Origin of the sequence: Pseudomonas cerasi (assembly GCF_027983475.1) — a bacterium.
Taxonomy (GTDB): domain Bacteria; phylum Pseudomonadota; class Gammaproteobacteria; order Pseudomonadales; family Pseudomonadaceae; genus Aquipseudomonas; species Aquipseudomonas cerasi.
In genome coordinates this window covers 1,967,162-1,985,363 of sequence record NZ_JAQJVM010000001.1, presented here as the reverse complement: position 1 = coordinate 1,985,363, position 18,202 = coordinate 1,967,162, and the positions used below count along the sequence as shown (strand labels likewise).

Sequence of the window (18,202 nt, the reverse complement as noted above, 5' to 3'; positions counted from 1 at the left end):
CGCGGCGTTTTTGTATCGGTTGCCGCTCAGTTCTGGGCTGGCTCGACCCGCAACTTGCCATCGTCAAAGATATTCAGCTTCTGCCGGATCTCGCGCGGCTGGGCGTAGGCCTGCGGGTCTGGCGGCGCCGCTGTCGAAGCCCCCGGAGCAGCGGGCACGGCCGGTGCCGCCGGAGCTGGTGCGGGTGCTGCCGGCGCGCCAGGCGTGGCTGGCGCGCCGCCGGAGTTCTGATCGCCCTCGATACGCTGCTGGGCTTTTTTGGTCAGCACCACGATATCGATGCGGCGATTGACCGGGTTGGTCGGGTTCTGGTGATCATAAAGAGCAGACGACGCGTACCCTACCACCCTGGCCACCTGTGAGTCCGGATAGGTCCCCGCTACCAGTGCGCGGCGTGCAGCATTGGCACGGTTGGCCGACAGCTCCCAGTTGCCGAACCCGCCGCTGCCCACGAAAGGCGTTGCATCGGTATGGCCGCTGATGCTGATCTTGTTCGGCACACTTTTGATGGTGTCAGCCAGAGCCAGCAGAATGTCTTCGAAATAAGGCTTGAGACGCGCGCTGCCCGAGTCGAACATCGGTCGATTTTCCGCATCCATGATCTGGATACGCAAGCCGTCCTGAGTGATCTCGAACAGAATCTGGTCCTTGAATTTTTGCAGTTGCGGGTTTTCCTCGACCTTGTTCTGCAATTCCTGGAGCAGCATCTCCAGACGCTCCTGCTCTACCTCTTCAGCCTTGGTCTCGGCAGTTTCTGCCTCAAGCGGCACGGTGTCCGGCGAAGGCGTGGTCTTTACCTCGGGGTTCAGCGTCTGGTTCGGCGACATCTCCGGCGAACCGCCCAGATCGATCACATACGGCGAACCGCTGTCCGAAAAGCCGACAGGGTCCTTGAAATAACCGGCGACCGCGAGCAATTGCTCGGGGGTGGCGGACGACATCAGCCACAGCACCAGAAAGAACGCCATCATCGCCGTCGCGAAGTCGGCAAACGCGATTTTCCAGGCACCGCCATGATGTCCGCCACCAAAGCGCTTTACGCGCTTGATGATAATCGGCTGATTATTTTCCATGACTTAGCGACCGCGAACCGCTTGTTCCAGCTCGCTGAAGCTGGGGCGATGCAGCGGATAGAGAACCTTGCGGCCGAACTCGACAGCCAGCGAAGGCGGCATGCCGGAGGCCGAGGCCACCAGGGACGCCTTGATGGCCTCGTAAACGTTCATTTCTTCCTTGGCATCATGCGCAAGGCTGGTGGCCAGAGGACCGAAGAAACCGTAAGCCGCGAGAATACCGAAGAAGGTACCGACCAGCGCCGCACCTACGTGCATACCGATCGCAGCCTTGTCGCCGGAACCCAGCGACGCCATGGTCACCACGATACCCAGTACCGCAGCCACGATACCGAAGCCGGGCATACCGTCGGCGATACCGGTAATGGCATGGGATGGATGCTCAAGGTCTTCTTTCATGCTCAGCAGTTCCATGTCGAACAGACCTTCCAGCTCGTGGGGAGCCATGTTGCCGGACGACATGATCCGCAGGTAGTCGCAGATGTACGCAGTCATGCGTTCATCCTTGAGGACACCCGGGTATTTGGCGAAGATCGGGCTGGAAGCAGCGTCTTCGATATCCCCTTCAATCGCCATCATGCCTTCACGGCGGCTTTTGTTGAGGATTTCATAAACCAGGCCCAGCACTTCGAGGTAATAGGCATGCGTGAAGCGCGAACCGAACATCTTCAGCGACTTCTTGAACACGTGCATGAACATGTAGCCGGGGTTGGCCTGAAGGAACGCGCCCAGTGCAGCACCGCCGATAATCAAGACCTCGTACGGTTGGAACAGCGCCATGACCTTGCCATGGGACAGCACATATCCGCCGATGACACTTGCGAGAACGACAATGATGCCGATGATTTTAGCCATAGGAAAAAATACTTTACTGAGTCGGGTTCAGGGACAGTCCGGAAGTTGTTGAATCTCTTCTTCTCCTTATCGGCCTAACTGGGCCAGACTATAGCCGGTTCTTTTGAAAAACCCATTTATGCGCCTCCATAAAAGGAGGAAACTGGCCTCAGCGCCCCGTACGCTGGCGGTTTTCCAGCTCAGATAATCAGCAGCACAGGCCCTCGAATGCCGACAGTACACGCAGCACATCACCTCGTTCCGAAGACGCTGGATGCCTGGGTCAAACTGCTTGACGGTATCGCGTTGCCGGTCCCTGCCGTCAATCATGGACACGTCCGCTCCGCCTTGAACGACAGTCGTCGCTCACTGCGTGAAATCGCTGAAATGATGCAGGAAAGTCCTGCGCTGGTGCTGAGCGTGATGCGCGAGGCCAATCACCACACGCACGGTTTGACCGAGCAGGCCGAGAGCCTTGAGATTGCGATCAATCGTCTGGGTCTGGCGCGCACCGAAGTCCTTCTGGGCCGTTTGCCGGCCAAGCCGCCTGAAGAAATTCCTGCGGCCTATCGCCAGCTGATTCTGGTCAGTCAGCACGCCACGCAACAGGCCAACGGCCTGTTTGCCAGCCGCCTTGCGCGACTCTGGCAGGACATCCACATGGGCAGCCTGCTGTTTCTGTCACCGCTCTGGCCGATGGCGTTGGCCTATCCGAAGCTGCTCGAAGAACTGGAGCTGCGGGTTATCCACAAGGGCCATTCCAGCGTTGCAGTGGAAAAAGAGCTGTTCGGCGTCAACCTGCTGGAATTATGCCTGGCACTCGCCGAGTTCTGGCGCCTGCCGATCTGGGTCACGCGCGGCTATAAACTGTTGATCAACGAGCGACGCGATCTGGCCAAGGCGCTGCGTATCGCCCGCGAAGAACACAGCCCGCTGCACCAGCAACAACTCATGGACGACGACCCCAACCTGCGGCGCTGGCTGAACCAGCCCGCCAATACCGTGTTGCTGGGCAATGGCCTGGCGCTGGCGGCGCAAAATGCCTGGAACAGCCCGCACTGCCTGCGCTGGGAACGGCTGACCAGCCTTTACCTGCAACAGTCGATCGGCGAAGTACAACAACAGGCGCACCAGAATGCCGCCAGCAGCGCCCGCATCCATGCGGAAAAAGACCTCTGGCACCCGGCCGAATCGCTGATCTGGCCGTGGGACGCACGCCGCGTAAGGCGCGACAATGAACCTGCACCGCCGCCATCGGCAGACGCCCTGCAACTGTGGCGCAAGCAGTGTGCCGAGCTGCTGCAGGATCCCAGCCCGTTCATCAACGCCATGCACCTGACCACGTCGGCGCGCGATGCATTTATCTCGTGTGGCATGGAGCGGGTCATGCTGCTGATGCTGGACAAGACGTCAACGGTACTGCGCGTCAATCAGACTGCCGGACTGCCGAAGGACGCCGCAACCTTGCAGTTGTTCATCAAGGAAAGCACCGTACTGCAGCGCCTGCTCACACAGCCGACACAGTTACGCATGACACCCGCCAACAGTGCGCAATTTGCCGCCCTGCTGCCCCCGCCGCTGAAAACCCTGTTCAGTGGTCAGCACTGGCTGATTCGCTCGCTGAGCAACAACGGCAAAGTCATGCTGCTGGTGGTCGCCGACCAGGGCGGCGGGGCCTTGTCGGAAATTTCCGTCCAGGCATTCGGAAAAACCGCGCAATGTATTGAACGGGCACTGGGCATCTTTAGTCATCGCAAAGCATGAGGCCTGGCGTACAATTCGCCCCTTTCCTTTCATCGGAGGCTGCAAATGTCCGCATTCACTGGCTTGTCGCTGGTCATCGAACCCAACGATCTGCTTGAGCGTCTAGACGCCCCGGAACTGATCCTCGTGGATCTGACCAGCAGCGCTCGCTACGAAGCCGGGCACATTCGCGGTGCCCGCTTCGTCGATCCGAAACGTACGCAACTGGGCAAGCCTCCGGCCCCCGGCCTGCTGCCCGACACTGCCAGCCTTGAGCAATTGTTCGGCGAACTGGGCCACAACCCCGATGCCGTGTATGTCGTCTACGATGACGAAGGCGGCGGCTGGGCCGGGCGTTTCATCTGGTTGCTGGATGTTATCGGCCACAGCCGTTATCACTATCTGGACGGTGGACTGCTGGCCTGGGAAGCGCAATTGCTGCCACTGAGCTCCGACGTTCCGCCTGCTGCCGATACCCCGGTAACGCTGACGCTGCACGACGAACCTACCGCCACACTCGAGTACCTGCAAAGCCGTCTGGGCGCCGCCGATCTGGCGATCTGGGATGCTCGTGCACCGACCGAGTATTCGGGCGAAAAAGTGGTCGCGGCCAAAGGCGGGCATATACCCGGCGCCGTCAATTTCGAGTGGACGGCGGGCATGGACAAGGCGCGCAACCTGCGTATTCGCCAGGACATGCCGGAGATCCTTCGCGACCTGGGCATCACGCCCGACAAGGAAATCATCACGCATTGCCAGACCCATCACCGCTCGGGCTTCACCTACCTGGTGGCCAAGGCGCTGGGCTACCCAAGGGTCAAGGCCTATGCCGGCTCGTGGGGTGAATGGGGCAATCACCCGGAGACACCGGTAGAACTTCCGGAATTGGCCACCGTGCCCGCCGAGTCAGTCGAGGTTGCGCAACCCGTCGCGCCTGCGCAGCCAGCACCAGCCGAAACCGTCGAACCTGTCCGCTCTAGCGAACCGCGACAGGCCTCGCAGAAATATTCAGGACACTCATCCTCAGGACCTTCAATGAAAGACCGCTTGTTCATCATCAGCCAGTACCTGCTGCCGCACCACCTGCTGTCCCGACTGGCAGGCTGCGTTGCCGAATGCCGCGTACGCTGGTTCAAAAACGCTTTCACCGCGTGGTTTGCCCGCCGTTATCAAGTGGACATGTCGCAGGCCCTGGTCGAAGACCTGACGTCCTACGAGCACTTCAATGCGTTCTTCACCCGCGCATTGAAAGCCGACGCCCGCCCGCTCGATACCACGCCGGGCGCGATTCTTTCGCCAGCCGACGGCGCCATCAGCCAGTTGGGCCCTATCGACCACGGCCGGATCTTCCAGGCCAAGGGCCACAGCTTCAGCGTACTGGAACTGCTCGGCGGTGACCCCAAGCTGTCTGCGCCCTTCATGGGCGGCGAGTTCGCAACCGTCTACCTGTCGCCGAAGGACTATCACCGCGTCCACATGCCACTGGCTGGCACACTGCGTGAAATGGTCTACGTGCCGGGCCGCATCTTCTCGGTCAACCAGACCACGGCTGAAAACGTACCCGAGCTGTTCGCCCGTAACGAGCGAGTGGTCTGCCTGTTCGACACCGAGCGCGGACCAATGGCAGTGGTGCTGGTCGGCGCGATGATCGTGGCGTCTGTCGAAACGGTATGGGCCGGGCTGGTCACACCGCCCAAGCGTGAACTGAAAACGTTCAGCTACGACGAAGCGGCGCGCGCGCCGATCCACCTGGAAAAAGGTGCCGAAATGGGTCGGTTCAAGCTGGGCTCTACCGCCATCGTGCTGTTCGGTCCAGGTCAGGTGAAATGGGCCGAACAACTGACGGCGGGTTCCAAGGTTCAAATGGGACAGGCACTGGCTGTTCCTGCCCAGGCATGATCGCGGTCTGAGCCTCGCTGCATGAGCGTCCGATGATGGATATTGGCGCTCATGCAACGTGCCGCCGGACGGTAATGGCCTGAGGCCATAGTTGCTGCGGGGTGATGTCGATACTGGTAAAGTCGTTACATCGATGCTGTAGGATACTTCTCACTTTCATGGGCGTATGCTCGGCACATCGCGGGTGCGCGATAACCTCGGCCCCCCATCTGAAGCCATCGTCCGCGCCAGTGAGTTGTTGGAGCTTGCCTGTCACATGAGTAATTTTAGCCTCCCTCTGCTATTGCGTGCCCCCACGCCGACGCAGTCGAGCCTGACATTCAGTGAAGCCAACCCCCGCGACCTCAAACGCTGGATCTCCAGATTGCCCAAGGCGAACCTCGGAGAAATGGCGCGCCAGCTCTATCAAGGGCTGACCGAGCTCAACCAGTTGATCACCCCGAGCGAGAACCGCCTGCAATTGCTTGAATTGCTGCGGCCCGAGGTGTACTTCGTCTGCAAGCACCTTGAACGTCACTTTCTCAATCAGGCCATTGTGCTGGACGAGCGACCACGCAAGGTGGCCAACCTCTGCCAGGCGCTGCAAAACCATCTCGCAACCGGTTACAAGCAGATCATTCAGCAGGTCGCCCCGCGCTATACCCGAGACCAGGCCGGGCTGTTCAGCACTGCGCTGCAACGCGCACTGCATGGTCTCAACGGGCCACTGATACGCGCCAACCAGCTTTACTGTCCGGTTCAGGACGGCCTGTGGCTCGAGCTGCATCAGATCTACCAGATTGCCCGTCAGTACCAGTTGCACAACACGCCGGTCGAAGAGCCCCTGGCCCATCACAGCAAAGTGCTGAGCGTGGAACAGACCTACGTGATCGCGCTGCTGATGGGTTGCTCACGCTGCAACCAGATGCGTCAGTTAAACATCGGCAAACTGGCCGATGCGCTGGAGGCCTGGAGCCCTCTGGTAAAGCTGCAATTGCCGGTCACTGAAAGCAGCCTCTTCGCTCTGGACCCGACGGTCGACAAACCGCCGCTGTACCGCACCCTGTTCAGCGACGAACAATCTCCTCGGCTGCTGGGTATCAACACCTACGCGCTGGCTGAAGCGATCAATCAGTACCTGGCCCTGCCGGATGACCAGCGCACCCCTTCGCCGTTGCTGATTCCAACCGGTATCAACACCGACCTGCTGCAACATCTGGCGGTCGCCTGGGGTGATGTGGCCGAACGCACCTTTCAACGCACCCCCGGTCAGGGCACGCTGAAACTGTGCATCGGCATGAGCGCGCTGCATTTCTATGTCGCTGGCCAGAAGTCGTTCAGCGAGCTGTTGCAGTTGAACAGCGCCACCAGTGCAGCGAGCTTTTCGTTGAAGATGGCCAATGATGACGCGGACGATCCGTGGGCGTCTGCCTTCGACACTCAGCGCGGCAAGACTTCATCCGTTCTGCTGCCCTACGAAGAGATCGAATACCCGAAAAACGACGGCGACAGCGACTCGCTTTCCAACAACCAGCATACGTTTCCGACCTTCGACCTGAATATTGTCAACCACAGCCCGGGCGGATACTGCCTGGCGTGGCAGAAGGACGTGCCTCAGCAGTTGCAGGCTGGCGAACTGGTGGGTATTCAGGATGACGCCGGCCAGGGCTGGAGCATTGCCATCGTGCGCTGGATCCGCCAGGTACGCAGCGGCGGCACACAGATGGGCATCGAACTGATCGCCCCGTTTGCCCAGCCATGCGGCATGCAGCTGATTCGCGAACAGCAGAACAGCCAGTACCTGCGAACCCTGATGCTGCCCGAAGTACGCGCCATGGAAAAACCGCCCACCGTGCTCGCACCGCGTCTGCCTTTTCAGGAGGGCAACAAGGTGATGATCAACGTCGCCGGTGAAGAACGCCGCGCGTCACTGAGCAACCGGCAGGTCAGTAGCGCCAGTTACAATCAGTTCGAGTATCAGATGTACGACGCCCCGAAAGCGACCGAAACCGAAAAGGCCAGGCCGGATCAGGAATTCGATTCCTTGTGGGGCACGCTGTAGCGATCACTGCGACAGCCGTCGCGATTGGCCCCTCGCAATCAGGGGCAAACCACCACGGCCTGAGCGTCAGCGCTTTCCTTCGCGGTCGCGGAAACCCAGCAGATACAGCACGCCATCGAGTCCCAGCGTCGAAATGGCCTGTTTGGCCGATTGCTTGACCAGTGGCTTGGCACGGAACGCTACACCCAGCCCGGCAATCGCCAGCATCGGCAGGTCATTGGCACCGTCGCCGACCGCGATGGTCTGCTCCAGGCTCAACCCTTCCTTGTGAGCCAGTTCGCGCAACAGGTCGGCCTTGCGCTGCGCATTGACAATCGGCTCGACTGCTACGCCGGTGACCTTGCCGTCAACCACTTCCAGTTCATTGGCAAAGACGTAATCGATGCCCAGCTTTGCTTGCAACTGCTTGGCGAAATAGGTGAAGCCACCCGACAGAATCGCCGTCTTGTAACCCAGCCGCTTGAGTTCGGAGAACAGCGTTTCAGCGCCTTCGGTCAAGCGCAGAGACGCGCCGATTTCATCCAGCACGCTCACATCGAGCCCCTTGAGCAGGGCCAGACGCTCTTTGAAGCTTTCGCTGAAATCCAGTTCGCCGCGCATGGCACGCTCGGTAATCTCGGAAACCTGCTCGCCGACGCCTGCTGCCTTGGCCAGTTCATCGATGACTTCGGCCTCGATGAGGGTCGAATCCATGTCGAACACCGCCAGGCGCCGGTTACGACGGAACAGCGAATCCTGCTGAAACGCGATATCGACGTTGAGATCCTGGGCAACCGCGAGAAATTCGGCCTGCATGGCTTTCGGGTCGGCAGGCTCGCCGCGCACGGTGAACTCGATGCAGCCCTTGCCTTTGTCGGCCGGGGTGTCGAGCGGCATACGACCGGACAACCGATCGATCTGATCGATATTCAGCCCGTACTTGGCAGTAATGGCGCTGACGCACTGCAATTGCTCGGCCGTGACCTTACGGGTCAGCAGCGTAACGATGTGACGCGCCTTGCCCTGGCCTTCGACCCAGTGTTGATAGTCGGTTTCGGACACCGCAGTGAAACGGACTTGCTGATCCAGTTCGTAGGCGGTGAACAGGATGTCCTTGAGCACCGAGGATCCCTGCACGGTATCCGGAATTTCAACCAGGATGCCGAACGACAGGGTGTCGTGGATCACCGCCTGACCAATATCGAGAATGTTCACGCCACCCTGGGCGAGGACGCCGGTGATGGCTGCAGTGAGACCGGGACGGTCGACACCAGTGATGTTAATCAGGACGATTTCGCGCAAGGCGCACCCCCGCAGTGGAAAAAAACCGCATTCTAACCACATTCAGTGACCACCGGGCACAGGCAGCGCTTTGCCGCCACTGGGTCGCTCGTTATACTGCGCGACAACTTCACCGAAAGAGCCGTGCTCTGTGAACCGGCCCACGCCCGTTAAAACCGATAATTTCTTCCTGCTCATCTTTCGTGCCCTGCGTCATCGCCGTGTACCGATCGCTTTGCGCATTGCCAGCCATAACGTGATCCTGGTCGCTTTGGCGCTGGTGATCTACGCCGGTGTCATGGGCCTGCAGTTCAAGCAGGCCATGCATGAACAGGCCGATGCGCTGGGGCAGGCCCTGACCACCCAGACCGCCACCTCGGCTACCGAGCTGTTGGTGTCCAACGACATCCTCAGTCTCAACGTGCTGCTGGGCAATCTGGTCAAGAACCCGCTGGTAGCGCATGCCGCTATCTACAGTGTGGATAACCGCATCCTCGCGGAGGCCGGCCAGCGTCCGAAAAACGGTCTGCTGGGGGAAGCTCAGGGTCTGTATGAAATCAAGATCACGTTCCAGGACGTGATGGCGGGCCATCTGCGCATCAGCCTCGACATGTCGCAGTTCCAGCAGCCGATGACCATCAGCCTGCAGAGCATGGGCATTCTGGCCGGTATCCTGCTGGCCCTGGCGCTGGCGCTGAGCCTGCGTCTTGGCCGCCACATCTCCACGCCACTGATGCAGATGCGTATCTGGCTGCGGGATATTGACCCGTATACACCAGCCACTGATCGCCAGGATGAAATCGGCGATCTGGCGCGCCAGCTGCGCACCTCGTTCGCGCCGCCGGTGCCGGAGCCAGAACCGCTGCCCGAGCCCGAGTATGACGGCGAGGAAGACGACAGCGAAGATCCTTATCTGGAGCCGGAAGAGAAGCCCGCACCAAAGGTTTCGGCACGCAGCAGCGAAGCAAAACCGCGCCTGCCGGCACCACCGGTGCAGCGCCGCATCGTTGCCGAGGAAGATGAAGACGACGATGAGGAGGATCCGTTCGCCGATCTGCGCGACCACTCGGACAACTCGCCAGCCGTTCGCCCGGCGGCTGCCTCGGTAGCGCCGGTCGAACCGCACAACAGTGCAGTGCTGGCCGTGCAACTGGGCGCGCAGGATCAATTGCGCCGCCTGCCGCGCGCACGCCTGACCGAATTGCTGCAACGCTACCGCGACTGCCTCGATCAGGCCGCCTCGCTGTATGAAAGCGAGCTGCACACGCTGAATGACGGCAGCACGCTGATGCTGTTCCACAGCCACGAAAGCGGTGATGACTACCTGACCAACGCGATCTGCTGCGGTGAGCTGTTGCGCGCACTCAGCCATGCCTTGCAGATCGAGGTGGCCGACAGCGGCATCACCTTGCAACTGCAACTGGGCCTGACGCTGGGCGAAGGCTTGAGCGGTCTGAGCCAGATCGATCTGTTGCTGACCGAAACCGCGCAGGATGCACTGGCGCTGTCTCAGCACAGCCGCAACCTGCTGCTGGTCGAACGCCGCATCAACGACGACCCGTTGATCCGTCAACGCGCCCGCATCCGCCCGATCGCCAGCCCTGAAGGTGCCTGCTGCGTAGAACGCCTGATGGAGCCTTACCCTTCGATGCTCGAACGCCAGTTGGCGCGCATGCACGAATCCAACAAGGCCTGATCTTCTCCTCGGCTCACTCTTCTCTCGTGCCCATGCTCTGCATGGGCACGCCGTTCTGGGCACTCGACGTCCGATCCTGACCGACCTGGTCCGGCGCAATCAGGTGACGCAGAGCGTCACGACCTGCATTCCCACGCGGAGCGTGAGGAACGATAGGTGCCCGCAAGACCACCATCGTACCCCTGCGCCAGCGCAGGTATGCCGTTCCGGAGCGTATGGCGTGATAGGCGTCCGCAAGATCACCATCGTGCCCATGCTCCAGCATGGGAATGCCGTTCTGGACGCTCTGCGTCCTATCCTGACTGTGCAGCGCTTCAGGAACGCCGGGGTGTGAGAACCAGATGAGCGCCCAACAAAAAGCCCGCATCGCTGCGGGCTTTTTGTTGGGCCGACCCTAGAAGCGGAACACTTCAAGATCGGTGCGTATAGGGGACGCCAGTGGAATTCTTGGCTTGTCCGGCTCTTTGGCCTTGGCGACAGGCGTTTTTTTCGGCTCGTCGAGCGCCTGCCAGGAAATCGGTTTGATCGCAGTGCTGACCTGATCAGCCAGGCGCTGCAACAGCATGCCCTGAGCCTTGACCTGATCGGCAGAGCTGCCGGCATGGACTTGTTCCAGGTGCACCAGCCGGCTGTCCCGGACGTGACCCTTGCGGTCCAGGAGTCGCCATTGCGCGTCCAGTACCGCGGGCTGTTTGGCACCGGAGTCCAGGCGGGTGATGGACAGCACGACCTGAACATCGGGCGTGAAGCTGGCCGTCGCAGGCGCCATGACGACGCGCTGGCTGTCCAGCTTCCAGGCCAGCTGACGCAAGAGCAACTGGTCGATATCCGAAGACAGGTTGCCCGCCCAGCGCCCATCGGACGAAGCGGTCAAGGTGCCGTCAGGCTGGCGTTGCAGCAGTGTTTCGCGTTGCAGATAGTCGGCCACCGAAACAGGACCCAGCAATACTGCCAGACCACTACTCTGTTTCGGCTGACCAGGCTCACCGCTATCGAGCTGATAAAGCGCGGTCGGCTGGCGCACACTGCAACCAGCCAGACCCAGAACGCCAGTCATCAGCAGGATCAAGGGAAGGCGTAGAAAATTCATCATCCCATCCAGGTGGCCGTCCAGAGACAGGCCACAGTATTAGTACTTTCAAGACCCATGCAGGCACTGAGCCACGCATGCACCCCAAGACCCCATATCATCCGTGAATATGCACCATGACTCCAGCGATTATGCATCGTACTTCATGGCAAAACGAAGAACCTTGGTGCCAGATCAATGTTTTCAGCTATTTTCCACCAATAATGCATCGACCCTCTGGAAGCCCCTTGGCAGTTTATTGCCACGTCTGCCACGCTCGCCCTTGTAATGTTCGAGGTCTTCAGGTTTCAGCGACAGCGTTCGTTTGCCCGCCTGAAGTACCAGCGTAGCGCCTTGCCCGATCACCGCAAGATCAGTCACATACTCTTCACGGCTGGCTACTCGCTCGCCCGGAATACCGATGATCTTGTTGCCCTTGCCTTTGCCCAACTGCGGCAGATCGCTGATCTTGAACACCAGCAGACGGCCTTCGGTGGTTACGGCTGCCAGCCAGTTCTGCTCACGATCAGGCACAGGGCGAGGCAGGATGACTTTCGCCCCGGCCGGCAGGCTCAGCAGCGCCTTGCCCGCCTTGTTCTTGGCTTGCAGGTCTTCGCCTTTGACGACAAAACCATAACCGGCATCCGACGCGATCACGTACAGCGCATCGTCTTCCGGCAACAATACGCACTCGAAGGTCGCACCCGGTGGCGGTTGCAGCTTGCCCGTCAGCGGCTCGCCCTGGCCTCGCGCGGAGGGCAGGGTGTGGGCGGCAACCGAATAGCTGCGCCCGGTCGAGTCGATGAACACGGCGAACTGATTGGAGCGGCCTATGGACGAGGTCTTGAAACCGTCCCCGGCTTTATAGGAAAGCCCGGTCGCATCGATGTCGTGCCCCTTGGCACAGCGTACCCAGCCTTTTTCCGACAGGACGACAGTCACCGGCTCGGTGGGCATTAGTTCATTTTCAGACAGCGCCTTGGCTTCGGCACGGGCAACGATGGGCGAACGACGGTCGTCGCCATAGGTTTCAGCGTCGGCAATCAGTTCGGCACGCACCAGCTTGCGCAGCTTGGACTCGCTGCTCAGCAGCGCCAGAAGCTTGGCCTGCTCTTTGCGCAAGGCATCCTGCTCGCTGCGCAGCTTCATCTCTTCCAGACGCGCCAACTGACGCAAACGGGTGTCGAGGATGTAATCGGCCTGAATTTCCGACAGATCGAAACGCGCGATCAGCTCCGCCTTCGGGTGCTCGGCGGTACGGATGATGTGAATCACTTCATCGAGGTTCAGGTACGCCGTGAGCAAACCGTCCAACAGGTGCAGACGGTGCTCGACCTTGTCCAGACGGAATTGCAGACGGCGACGTACCGTACCGATACGGAACGTCAGCCATTCGCCGAGCAATGTCTTGAGGTTTTTGAGCTGCGGCTTGCCATCCAGGCCGATGATGTTGATGTTCACCCGGTAACTGGATTCCAGCTCGGTGGTCGCGAACAGATGCTGCATCAGCTCGTCCAGCTCAACCCGGTTGGAGCGCGGGATGATCACGATACGGCAAGGGTTCTCGTGGTCCGACTCATCGCGCAGGTCGGCAACCATCGGCAGCTTCTTGGCCTGCATCTGCGCGGCGATCTGTTCCAGCACCTTGGCACCGGATACCTGATGCGGCAGTGAAGTGACGATAATGTCGCCATCTTCGATGCGGTAAACCGCGCGCATACGCACCGAGCCACGCCCGGTCTCGTAGATTTTCAGCAGGTCGGCACGCGGCGTGATGATTTCCGCTTCGGTCGGATAGTCCGGCCCCAGAATGTGCTCGCACAGCTCGGGAATCGTGGCCTTGGGATCGTCCAGCAGACGAACGCAGGCACTGGCGACTTCGCGCAGGTTATGCGGCGGCACATCGGTGGCCATACCGACGGCGATGCCGGTGGTGCCATTGAGCAGGATGTTCGGCAAACGTGCCGGCAACACCGCAGGTTCATCCAGGGTGCCGTCGAAGTTCGGCACCCAGTCAGCAGTGCCCTGGCCCAGCTCGCTGAGCAGGACTTCCGAGTAACGCGACAGGCGCGCCTCGGTGTAGCGCATGGCCGCAAAGGATTTGGGATCATCCGGCGCACCCCAGTTGCCCTGCCCGTCTACCAGCGTGTAGCGGTAGCTGAACGGCTGCGCCATCAGCACCATCGCCTCGTAACAGGCCGAGTCACCGTGCGGGTGGAACTTGCCGAGCACGTCGCCGACGGTACGCGCCGACTTCTTGTGCTTGGCGTCGGCACCCAGGCCCAGTTCGCTCATCGCGTAGATGATACGTCGCTGAACAGGCTTCAGGCCGTCACCGATATGCGGCAAGGCACGGTCCATGATCACGTACATGGAGTAGTTGAGGTAGGCCTGTTCGGTGAAGTCAGCCAATGATCGGCGTTCTACACCATCCAGGCTGAGGTCAAGGGAGTCGCTCATGCGGGCCTCATCATTTCGTTGACTGGCGCAACAGCAAATTGCCGCCACGCTGTGTGAATTCGAGTTGTTTCATTGCACTCATACCGAGCAGCACCTGCTCACCGTCCAGACCGGGTGCCACCAGGGCACGCACATTGGTCAGGACGATATCGCCCAGTTGCAAGCGGTCAAGCGTGGTCCGAAAACCCTGACTGTTGCCATTGGCCGTGCTGACCGTGACCGGATAGCCACGTTTGAGCCCCAGGCGGTCAGCCATGTCACCAGGTACGGCCACATCGGTCGCCCCGGTGTCGATCATGAATTCCACTGTCCGGCCGTTGATCTGGCCGGTCGTGACGAAGTGCCCCTGACGATTGCCTGCCAGTTGCACCTCTATATAGCCGTCACCGTGTTGCGAGGTAACCACGGTGTTGGGGTTCTGCTGCCGGTCTTCCCAATCGCCGAAAAAGCGCGTCGCGAGAAACAGACCGGCCGCCCAGGCCACGATCATCAGCACCTTACCGGCGCGCTTGCCGGGCTGCACGTCGCTCATTGCCCAGCACTCCAGCCCGCCTCAGGTGCAGCGAAGCGCCAGACGATCGGGCGTTTCTCACCGTCGGCGCGTGCACCGAAGTTATTGTCGATGCCGATCCATGCGCCCTTCTCGTCGACCACCAGTGCCTCGGTCAGGCCGTAGGGTTGATCGTAACGACGCGACGGCACCATCGCCTCTTTGGCGAACGACCAGCAACGCTCGACCTGCCCTGTCTCAAGATCACGCCGACAGATGCGGTACACCGCGCGTTCCAGCGTGAACAGCTTGCCGTTGTACAGCGACACATCGGAAAAATCCGTGGACACCTTTTTGCTGCCCTGCTCCGGCGGCAACGCGTCCAGACCGGACTCGGACAGCAGCACGCAGCTTTGCCCGCAGGTCCACTGCTGCTTGTCGCGTTGCACCACCAGCAAGCCACGCTTCTCGCGTTCGGCCGCCAGCCAGAGACGGTCGCCCGCAGGACTCACGGCAATCCCTTCGAAAATCGCGTTGAAGCGCTGCAACATGCCCTGAGCGCGCGCCTGATCCACCAGCGCTTGCGGCAAATCCAGCCAGACCGGTTTACCGCTGACCGGAACCTTGAGCACCGTGCCGTAGGCCTCGCTGACCAGGTAGCGATTGCCAGCGGCGTCACAGCTGACACCTTCGAAATCCAGACTGCCACCGCGTATCAGCGCGGAAAGACCCGCCATGAAACGCAACTTCAACGGCAGATAGCTTTGTGGCGCAGGTGCGTCAATGTGATGTGACTGAGCCTTCCAGGTGTCTTGCGACACATCCAGGCTGTACAGCACATCATCGTCACGGTCGGACACGGTCCACAGTTGGCCATTGCACATCGCCAGACCTGACAGATTGCCACCGGCCATGTCGTCTACCGGGTGCTCGGATTGCAGCTTCAGGGCCTCGAGTGGCGCAGCGACAACCGGCGTGGCAACCAGGATCAGGGCGGCGAGCCAGGCTCGTATCAAGTCAGAACCTCGGCAAGGTTGCCCTTCGACTCGAGCCAGGACTTGCGATCACCTGCACGCTTCTTCGCCAGCAGCATGTCCATCATTTCCGAGGTGGCCGCGAAATCATCCAGCGTGAGTTGCACCAGACGACGCGTGTTCGGGTCCATGGTGGTTTCGCGCAACTGCGGCGGGTTCATCTCACCCAGGCCCTTGAATCGGGTGACCTGCGGCTTGCCACGTTTCTTTTCAGCGACCAGACGGTCCAGAATCCCGTCACGCTCGGCTTCGTCCAGCGCGTAGTAGATTTCCTTGCCCAGGTCGATCCGGTACAGCGGCGGCATGGCGACATACACATGCCCGGCGTCGACCAGCGGGCGGAAGTGCTGCACAAACAACGCACACAGCAGCGTTGCAATGTGCAGACCGTCCGAGTCAGCGTCAGCCAGGATGCAGATCTTGCCGTAACGCAACTGGCTGATATCGGCTGCGCCCGGGTCAACCCCGATGGCCACGGCAATGTTGTGGACTTCCTGACTGGCAAGCACTTCGCCGCCGTCCACTTCCCAGGTGTTGAGGATTTTGCCGCGCAGCGGCAGGATCGCCTGGAATTCCTTGTCGCGCGCCTGTTTGGCGGAACCACCGGCAGAATCACCCTCGACCAGAAACAGTTCGGAGCGCGCCGGGTCCTGCCCGGCACAGTCGGCCAGCTTGCCCGGCAACGCCGGCCCTTGAGTGATGCGCTTGCGCTCGACCTTTTTGCTCGCCTTGAGGCGCCGACCGGCGTTGTTGATCGCCAGATCGGCCAGTTGCAACCCCAGTTCGGAGTGCGTGTTGAGCCACAGGCTGAATGCGTCCTTGACCACACCGGAGACGAAGGCCGCCGCTTCACGGGACGACAGACGTTCTTTGGTCTGCCCGGAGAACTGCGGCTCCTGCATTTTCATCGACAGGACGAAGGCAATGCGTTCCCAGACATCTTCCGGGGCCAGCTTCACGCCCCGCGGTAACAGGTTGCGGAACTCGCAGAACTCGCGCATGGCATCCAGCAGGCCCTGGCGCAAGCCGTTCACGTGGGTGCCGCCCTGCGCAGTCGGGATAAGGTTGACGTAACTTTCCTGAACGCTGTCGCCCCCTTCGGGCAGCCAGAGCAGCGCCCAGTCGACCGCTTCCTTGTTACCGGTGAAGCTGCCGCAGAACGGCTCGTCCGGCAGGCGCAGGAATTCGGTGACCGAGTCCTGCAGGTAGGAGCGCAGGCCATCTTCGTAATGCCACTCGACTTTCTCGCCGCTGGATTTGTCTTCGAAGCTGACCAGCAGGCCCGGGCACAGAACCGCCTTGGCCTTGAGCACATGCTTGAGACGGCTGACGGAAAACTTCGGCGTATCGAAATACTTCGGATCGGGGGCGAAATAGACGCTGGTCCCGGTGTTGCGCTTGCCGACGGTGCCGACGACCGCCAGTTCGGTGGCCTTGTAGCCGTCAGCGAAGGTCATTTCATATTCGTTGCCATCACGCTTGACCCGCACCCGAACCTGGGTGGACAGCGCGTTGACGACGGAAATGCCCACGCCGTGCAGGCCGCCGGAGAACTGATAGTTCTTGTTGGAGAACTTGCCGCCTGCGTGAAGCTTGGTGAGGATCAGCTCGACGCCGGACACGCCTTCTTCCGGGTGGATGTCCACCGGCATGCCGCGGCCGTCGTCCGACACTTCGAGCGAATTGTCGGCATGAAGGATGACCTGTACCGAACGCGCGTGACCGGCCAGGGCTTCGTCGACGCTGTTGTCGATGACTTCCTGAGCCAGGTGGTTGGGCCGCGAGGTGTCGGTGTACATGCCCGGACGTTTGCGAACCGGATCGAGGCCCGAGAGGACTTCGATGGCGTCTGCGTTATAAGAGCTAGCGCTGGGATTGGCCATGGGTTCTCGTTATCAATCTTTCATGGAATTTCGGGGGTTCAATGTTCTTGCATTCATATGACCGGGCATCCATCACCTGCCGCACTTACAGCGCCGACAGGTCGATCTTCTGCAACAGATCGGGAGCAAATCCGGCAAACGTCAGCAGTGCCGGCATGCGCTCGGCAAAGCCCTGAAAACTGTGGTCGCCGCCCGCCTGAATGCGCAAGGCACAGGCCCGGTAAAACTTCTCGGCGCGACGATAATCGAGCGTCTCGTCACCGGTCTGCAGCCACACCTGAAACTGCTGCGGGTCCTGCGGCGCGGGTACTTCCAGCTCGGCCAGCGCCCGAATATGGTCTTCGGTCAACTGCCACTGCTCGCCGGTGTACAGGTTCTGTTGCACGCCGAGAAACCCGTCGAACAGCTGATGCGGATTGACTGCCGGGTTGATCAGCACCGCCTTGAGGCCGTGCCGCTGCGCCAAATGAGTCGCATAGTAGCCGCCGAGGGAGCTGCCGACCAGTAATGGCCGTCCCAGCGCCGTGATAGCCGCTTCAAGCTGGAGCATGGCCTGGCGCGGATGGTGATGCAGTTCAGGGACTTGCAGACGATCAGCCAGACCCAGAGACTTCATCAGCGCACTCAACTGACAGGCCTTTCTCGACAGGGCCGAGCTGTTCAAGCCATGGATGTATAGCAGTGAAGGTATGTCGCTCGTCACGCTGTCGCTCCCGAGTG

Annotated in this window: 13 protein-coding genes and 1 pseudogene; 5 read left to right on the top strand and 9 right to left on the bottom strand. The window is 60.6% G+C overall.

Translation table 11 applies throughout. The features are described from left to right. Nucleotides 1-26: 26 nt before the first annotated feature. The gene (gene motB / locus PI739_RS08545) at nucleotides 27-1,073 is read right to left on the bottom strand and encodes a flagellar motor protein MotB (RefSeq protein ID WP_161429191.1); all 1,047 of its coding nucleotides are present in this window, start codon (nucleotides 1,071-1,073) and stop codon (nucleotides 27-29) included. Nucleotides 1,074-1,076: 3 nt separating this feature from the next. Next, the gene (gene motA, locus PI739_RS08540) at nucleotides 1,077-1,928 is read right to left on the bottom strand and encodes a flagellar motor stator protein MotA (RefSeq protein WP_003342993.1); all 852 of its coding nucleotides are present in this window, start codon (nucleotides 1,926-1,928) and stop codon (nucleotides 1,077-1,079) included. A gap of 207 nt (nucleotides 1,929-2,135) precedes the next feature. Here motA and PI739_RS08535 point away from each other — a divergent pair, with 207 nt between their 5' ends. The 4 genes and pseudogenes from PI739_RS08535 (at nucleotide 2,136) to PI739_RS08520 (ending at nucleotide 7,590) form a co-directional block, all read left to right on the top strand. Continuing rightward, complete coding sequence (locus PI739_RS08535; protein ID WP_003431943.1) at nucleotides 2,136-3,671, top strand: HDOD domain-containing protein; 1,536 nt, start codon at nucleotides 2,136-2,138, stop codon at nucleotides 3,669-3,671. Between the two features lie 45 nt (nucleotides 3,672-3,716). Continuing rightward, nucleotides 3,717-4,529 (top strand): annotated as a pseudogene (locus tag PI739_RS08530) (rhodanese-like domain-containing protein); the annotation flags it as partial. A gap of 156 nt (nucleotides 4,530-4,685) precedes the next feature. Beyond that, complete coding sequence (asd, locus tag PI739_RS08525; protein ID WP_032634688.1) at nucleotides 4,686-5,549, top strand: archaetidylserine decarboxylase; 864 nt, start codon at nucleotides 4,686-4,688, stop codon at nucleotides 5,547-5,549. 256 nt (nucleotides 5,550-5,805) lie between these two features. Beyond that, entirely contained in the window at nucleotides 5,806-7,590 is a 1,785-nt protein-coding gene (locus tag PI739_RS08520; RefSeq protein ID WP_024661604.1) for a cyclic-di-GMP receptor FimW-related protein, read from the top strand. A gap of 66 nt (nucleotides 7,591-7,656) precedes the next feature. On the opposite strand, the gene serB is transcribed toward PI739_RS08520, so the two are convergent. Further along, the gene (serB, locus tag PI739_RS08515; RefSeq protein ID WP_003431946.1) at nucleotides 7,657-8,871 is read right to left on the bottom strand and encodes a phosphoserine phosphatase SerB; all 1,215 of its coding nucleotides are present in this window, start codon (nucleotides 8,869-8,871) and stop codon (nucleotides 7,657-7,659) included. Nucleotides 8,872-9,001: 130 nt separating this feature from the next. Between serB and PI739_RS08510 the strand changes: the two genes are divergently transcribed. Beyond that, nucleotides 9,002-10,546 carry a HAMP domain-containing protein gene (locus tag PI739_RS08510; protein ID WP_003431947.1) on the top strand — a complete coding sequence of 515 codons (1,545 nt, stop codon included), beginning with the start codon at nucleotides 9,002-9,004 and terminating at the stop codon, nucleotides 10,544-10,546. 394 nt (nucleotides 10,547-10,940) lie between these two features. On the opposite strand, the gene PI739_RS08505 is transcribed toward PI739_RS08510, so the two are convergent. From PI739_RS08505 to PI739_RS08480, 6 genes are all read right to left on the bottom strand, one after another. Next, nucleotides 10,941-11,636 carry a PqiC family protein gene (locus tag PI739_RS08505; protein ID WP_024641182.1) on the bottom strand — a complete coding sequence of 232 codons (696 nt, stop codon included), beginning with the start codon at nucleotides 11,634-11,636 and terminating at the stop codon, nucleotides 10,941-10,943. A 183-nt stretch (nucleotides 11,637-11,819) separates the two neighbouring features. Further along, nucleotides 11,820-14,075 (bottom strand): DNA topoisomerase IV subunit A, encoded by a 2,256-nt coding sequence (parC, locus tag PI739_RS08500; RefSeq protein WP_271351697.1) that lies wholly within the window; start codon nucleotides 14,073-14,075, stop codon nucleotides 11,820-11,822. 10 nt (nucleotides 14,076-14,085) lie between these two features. Continuing rightward, entirely contained in the window at nucleotides 14,086-14,607 is a 522-nt protein-coding gene (locus tag PI739_RS08495) for a retropepsin-like aspartic protease family protein (RefSeq protein WP_054081306.1), read from the bottom strand. Beyond that, nucleotides 14,604-15,581, bottom strand: coding sequence for an esterase-like activity of phytase family protein (locus PI739_RS08490; RefSeq protein WP_003366272.1), 978 nt, complete (start codon nucleotides 15,579-15,581; stop codon nucleotides 14,604-14,606). The genes PI739_RS08495 and PI739_RS08490 overlap by 4 nt, the downstream gene beginning before the upstream one ends. Then, entirely contained in the window at nucleotides 15,578-17,482 is a 1,905-nt protein-coding gene (gene parE, locus PI739_RS08485; RefSeq protein WP_003431952.1) for a DNA topoisomerase IV subunit B, read from the bottom strand. The genes PI739_RS08490 and parE overlap by 4 nt, the downstream gene beginning before the upstream one ends. An 85-nt stretch (nucleotides 17,483-17,567) precedes the next feature. Beyond that, nucleotides 17,568-18,185, bottom strand: a complete 618-nt coding sequence (locus tag PI739_RS08480; RefSeq protein WP_054081305.1) for a YqiA/YcfP family alpha/beta fold hydrolase — start codon at nucleotides 18,183-18,185, stop codon at nucleotides 17,568-17,570. Nucleotides 18,186-18,202 lie beyond the last annotated feature (17 nt).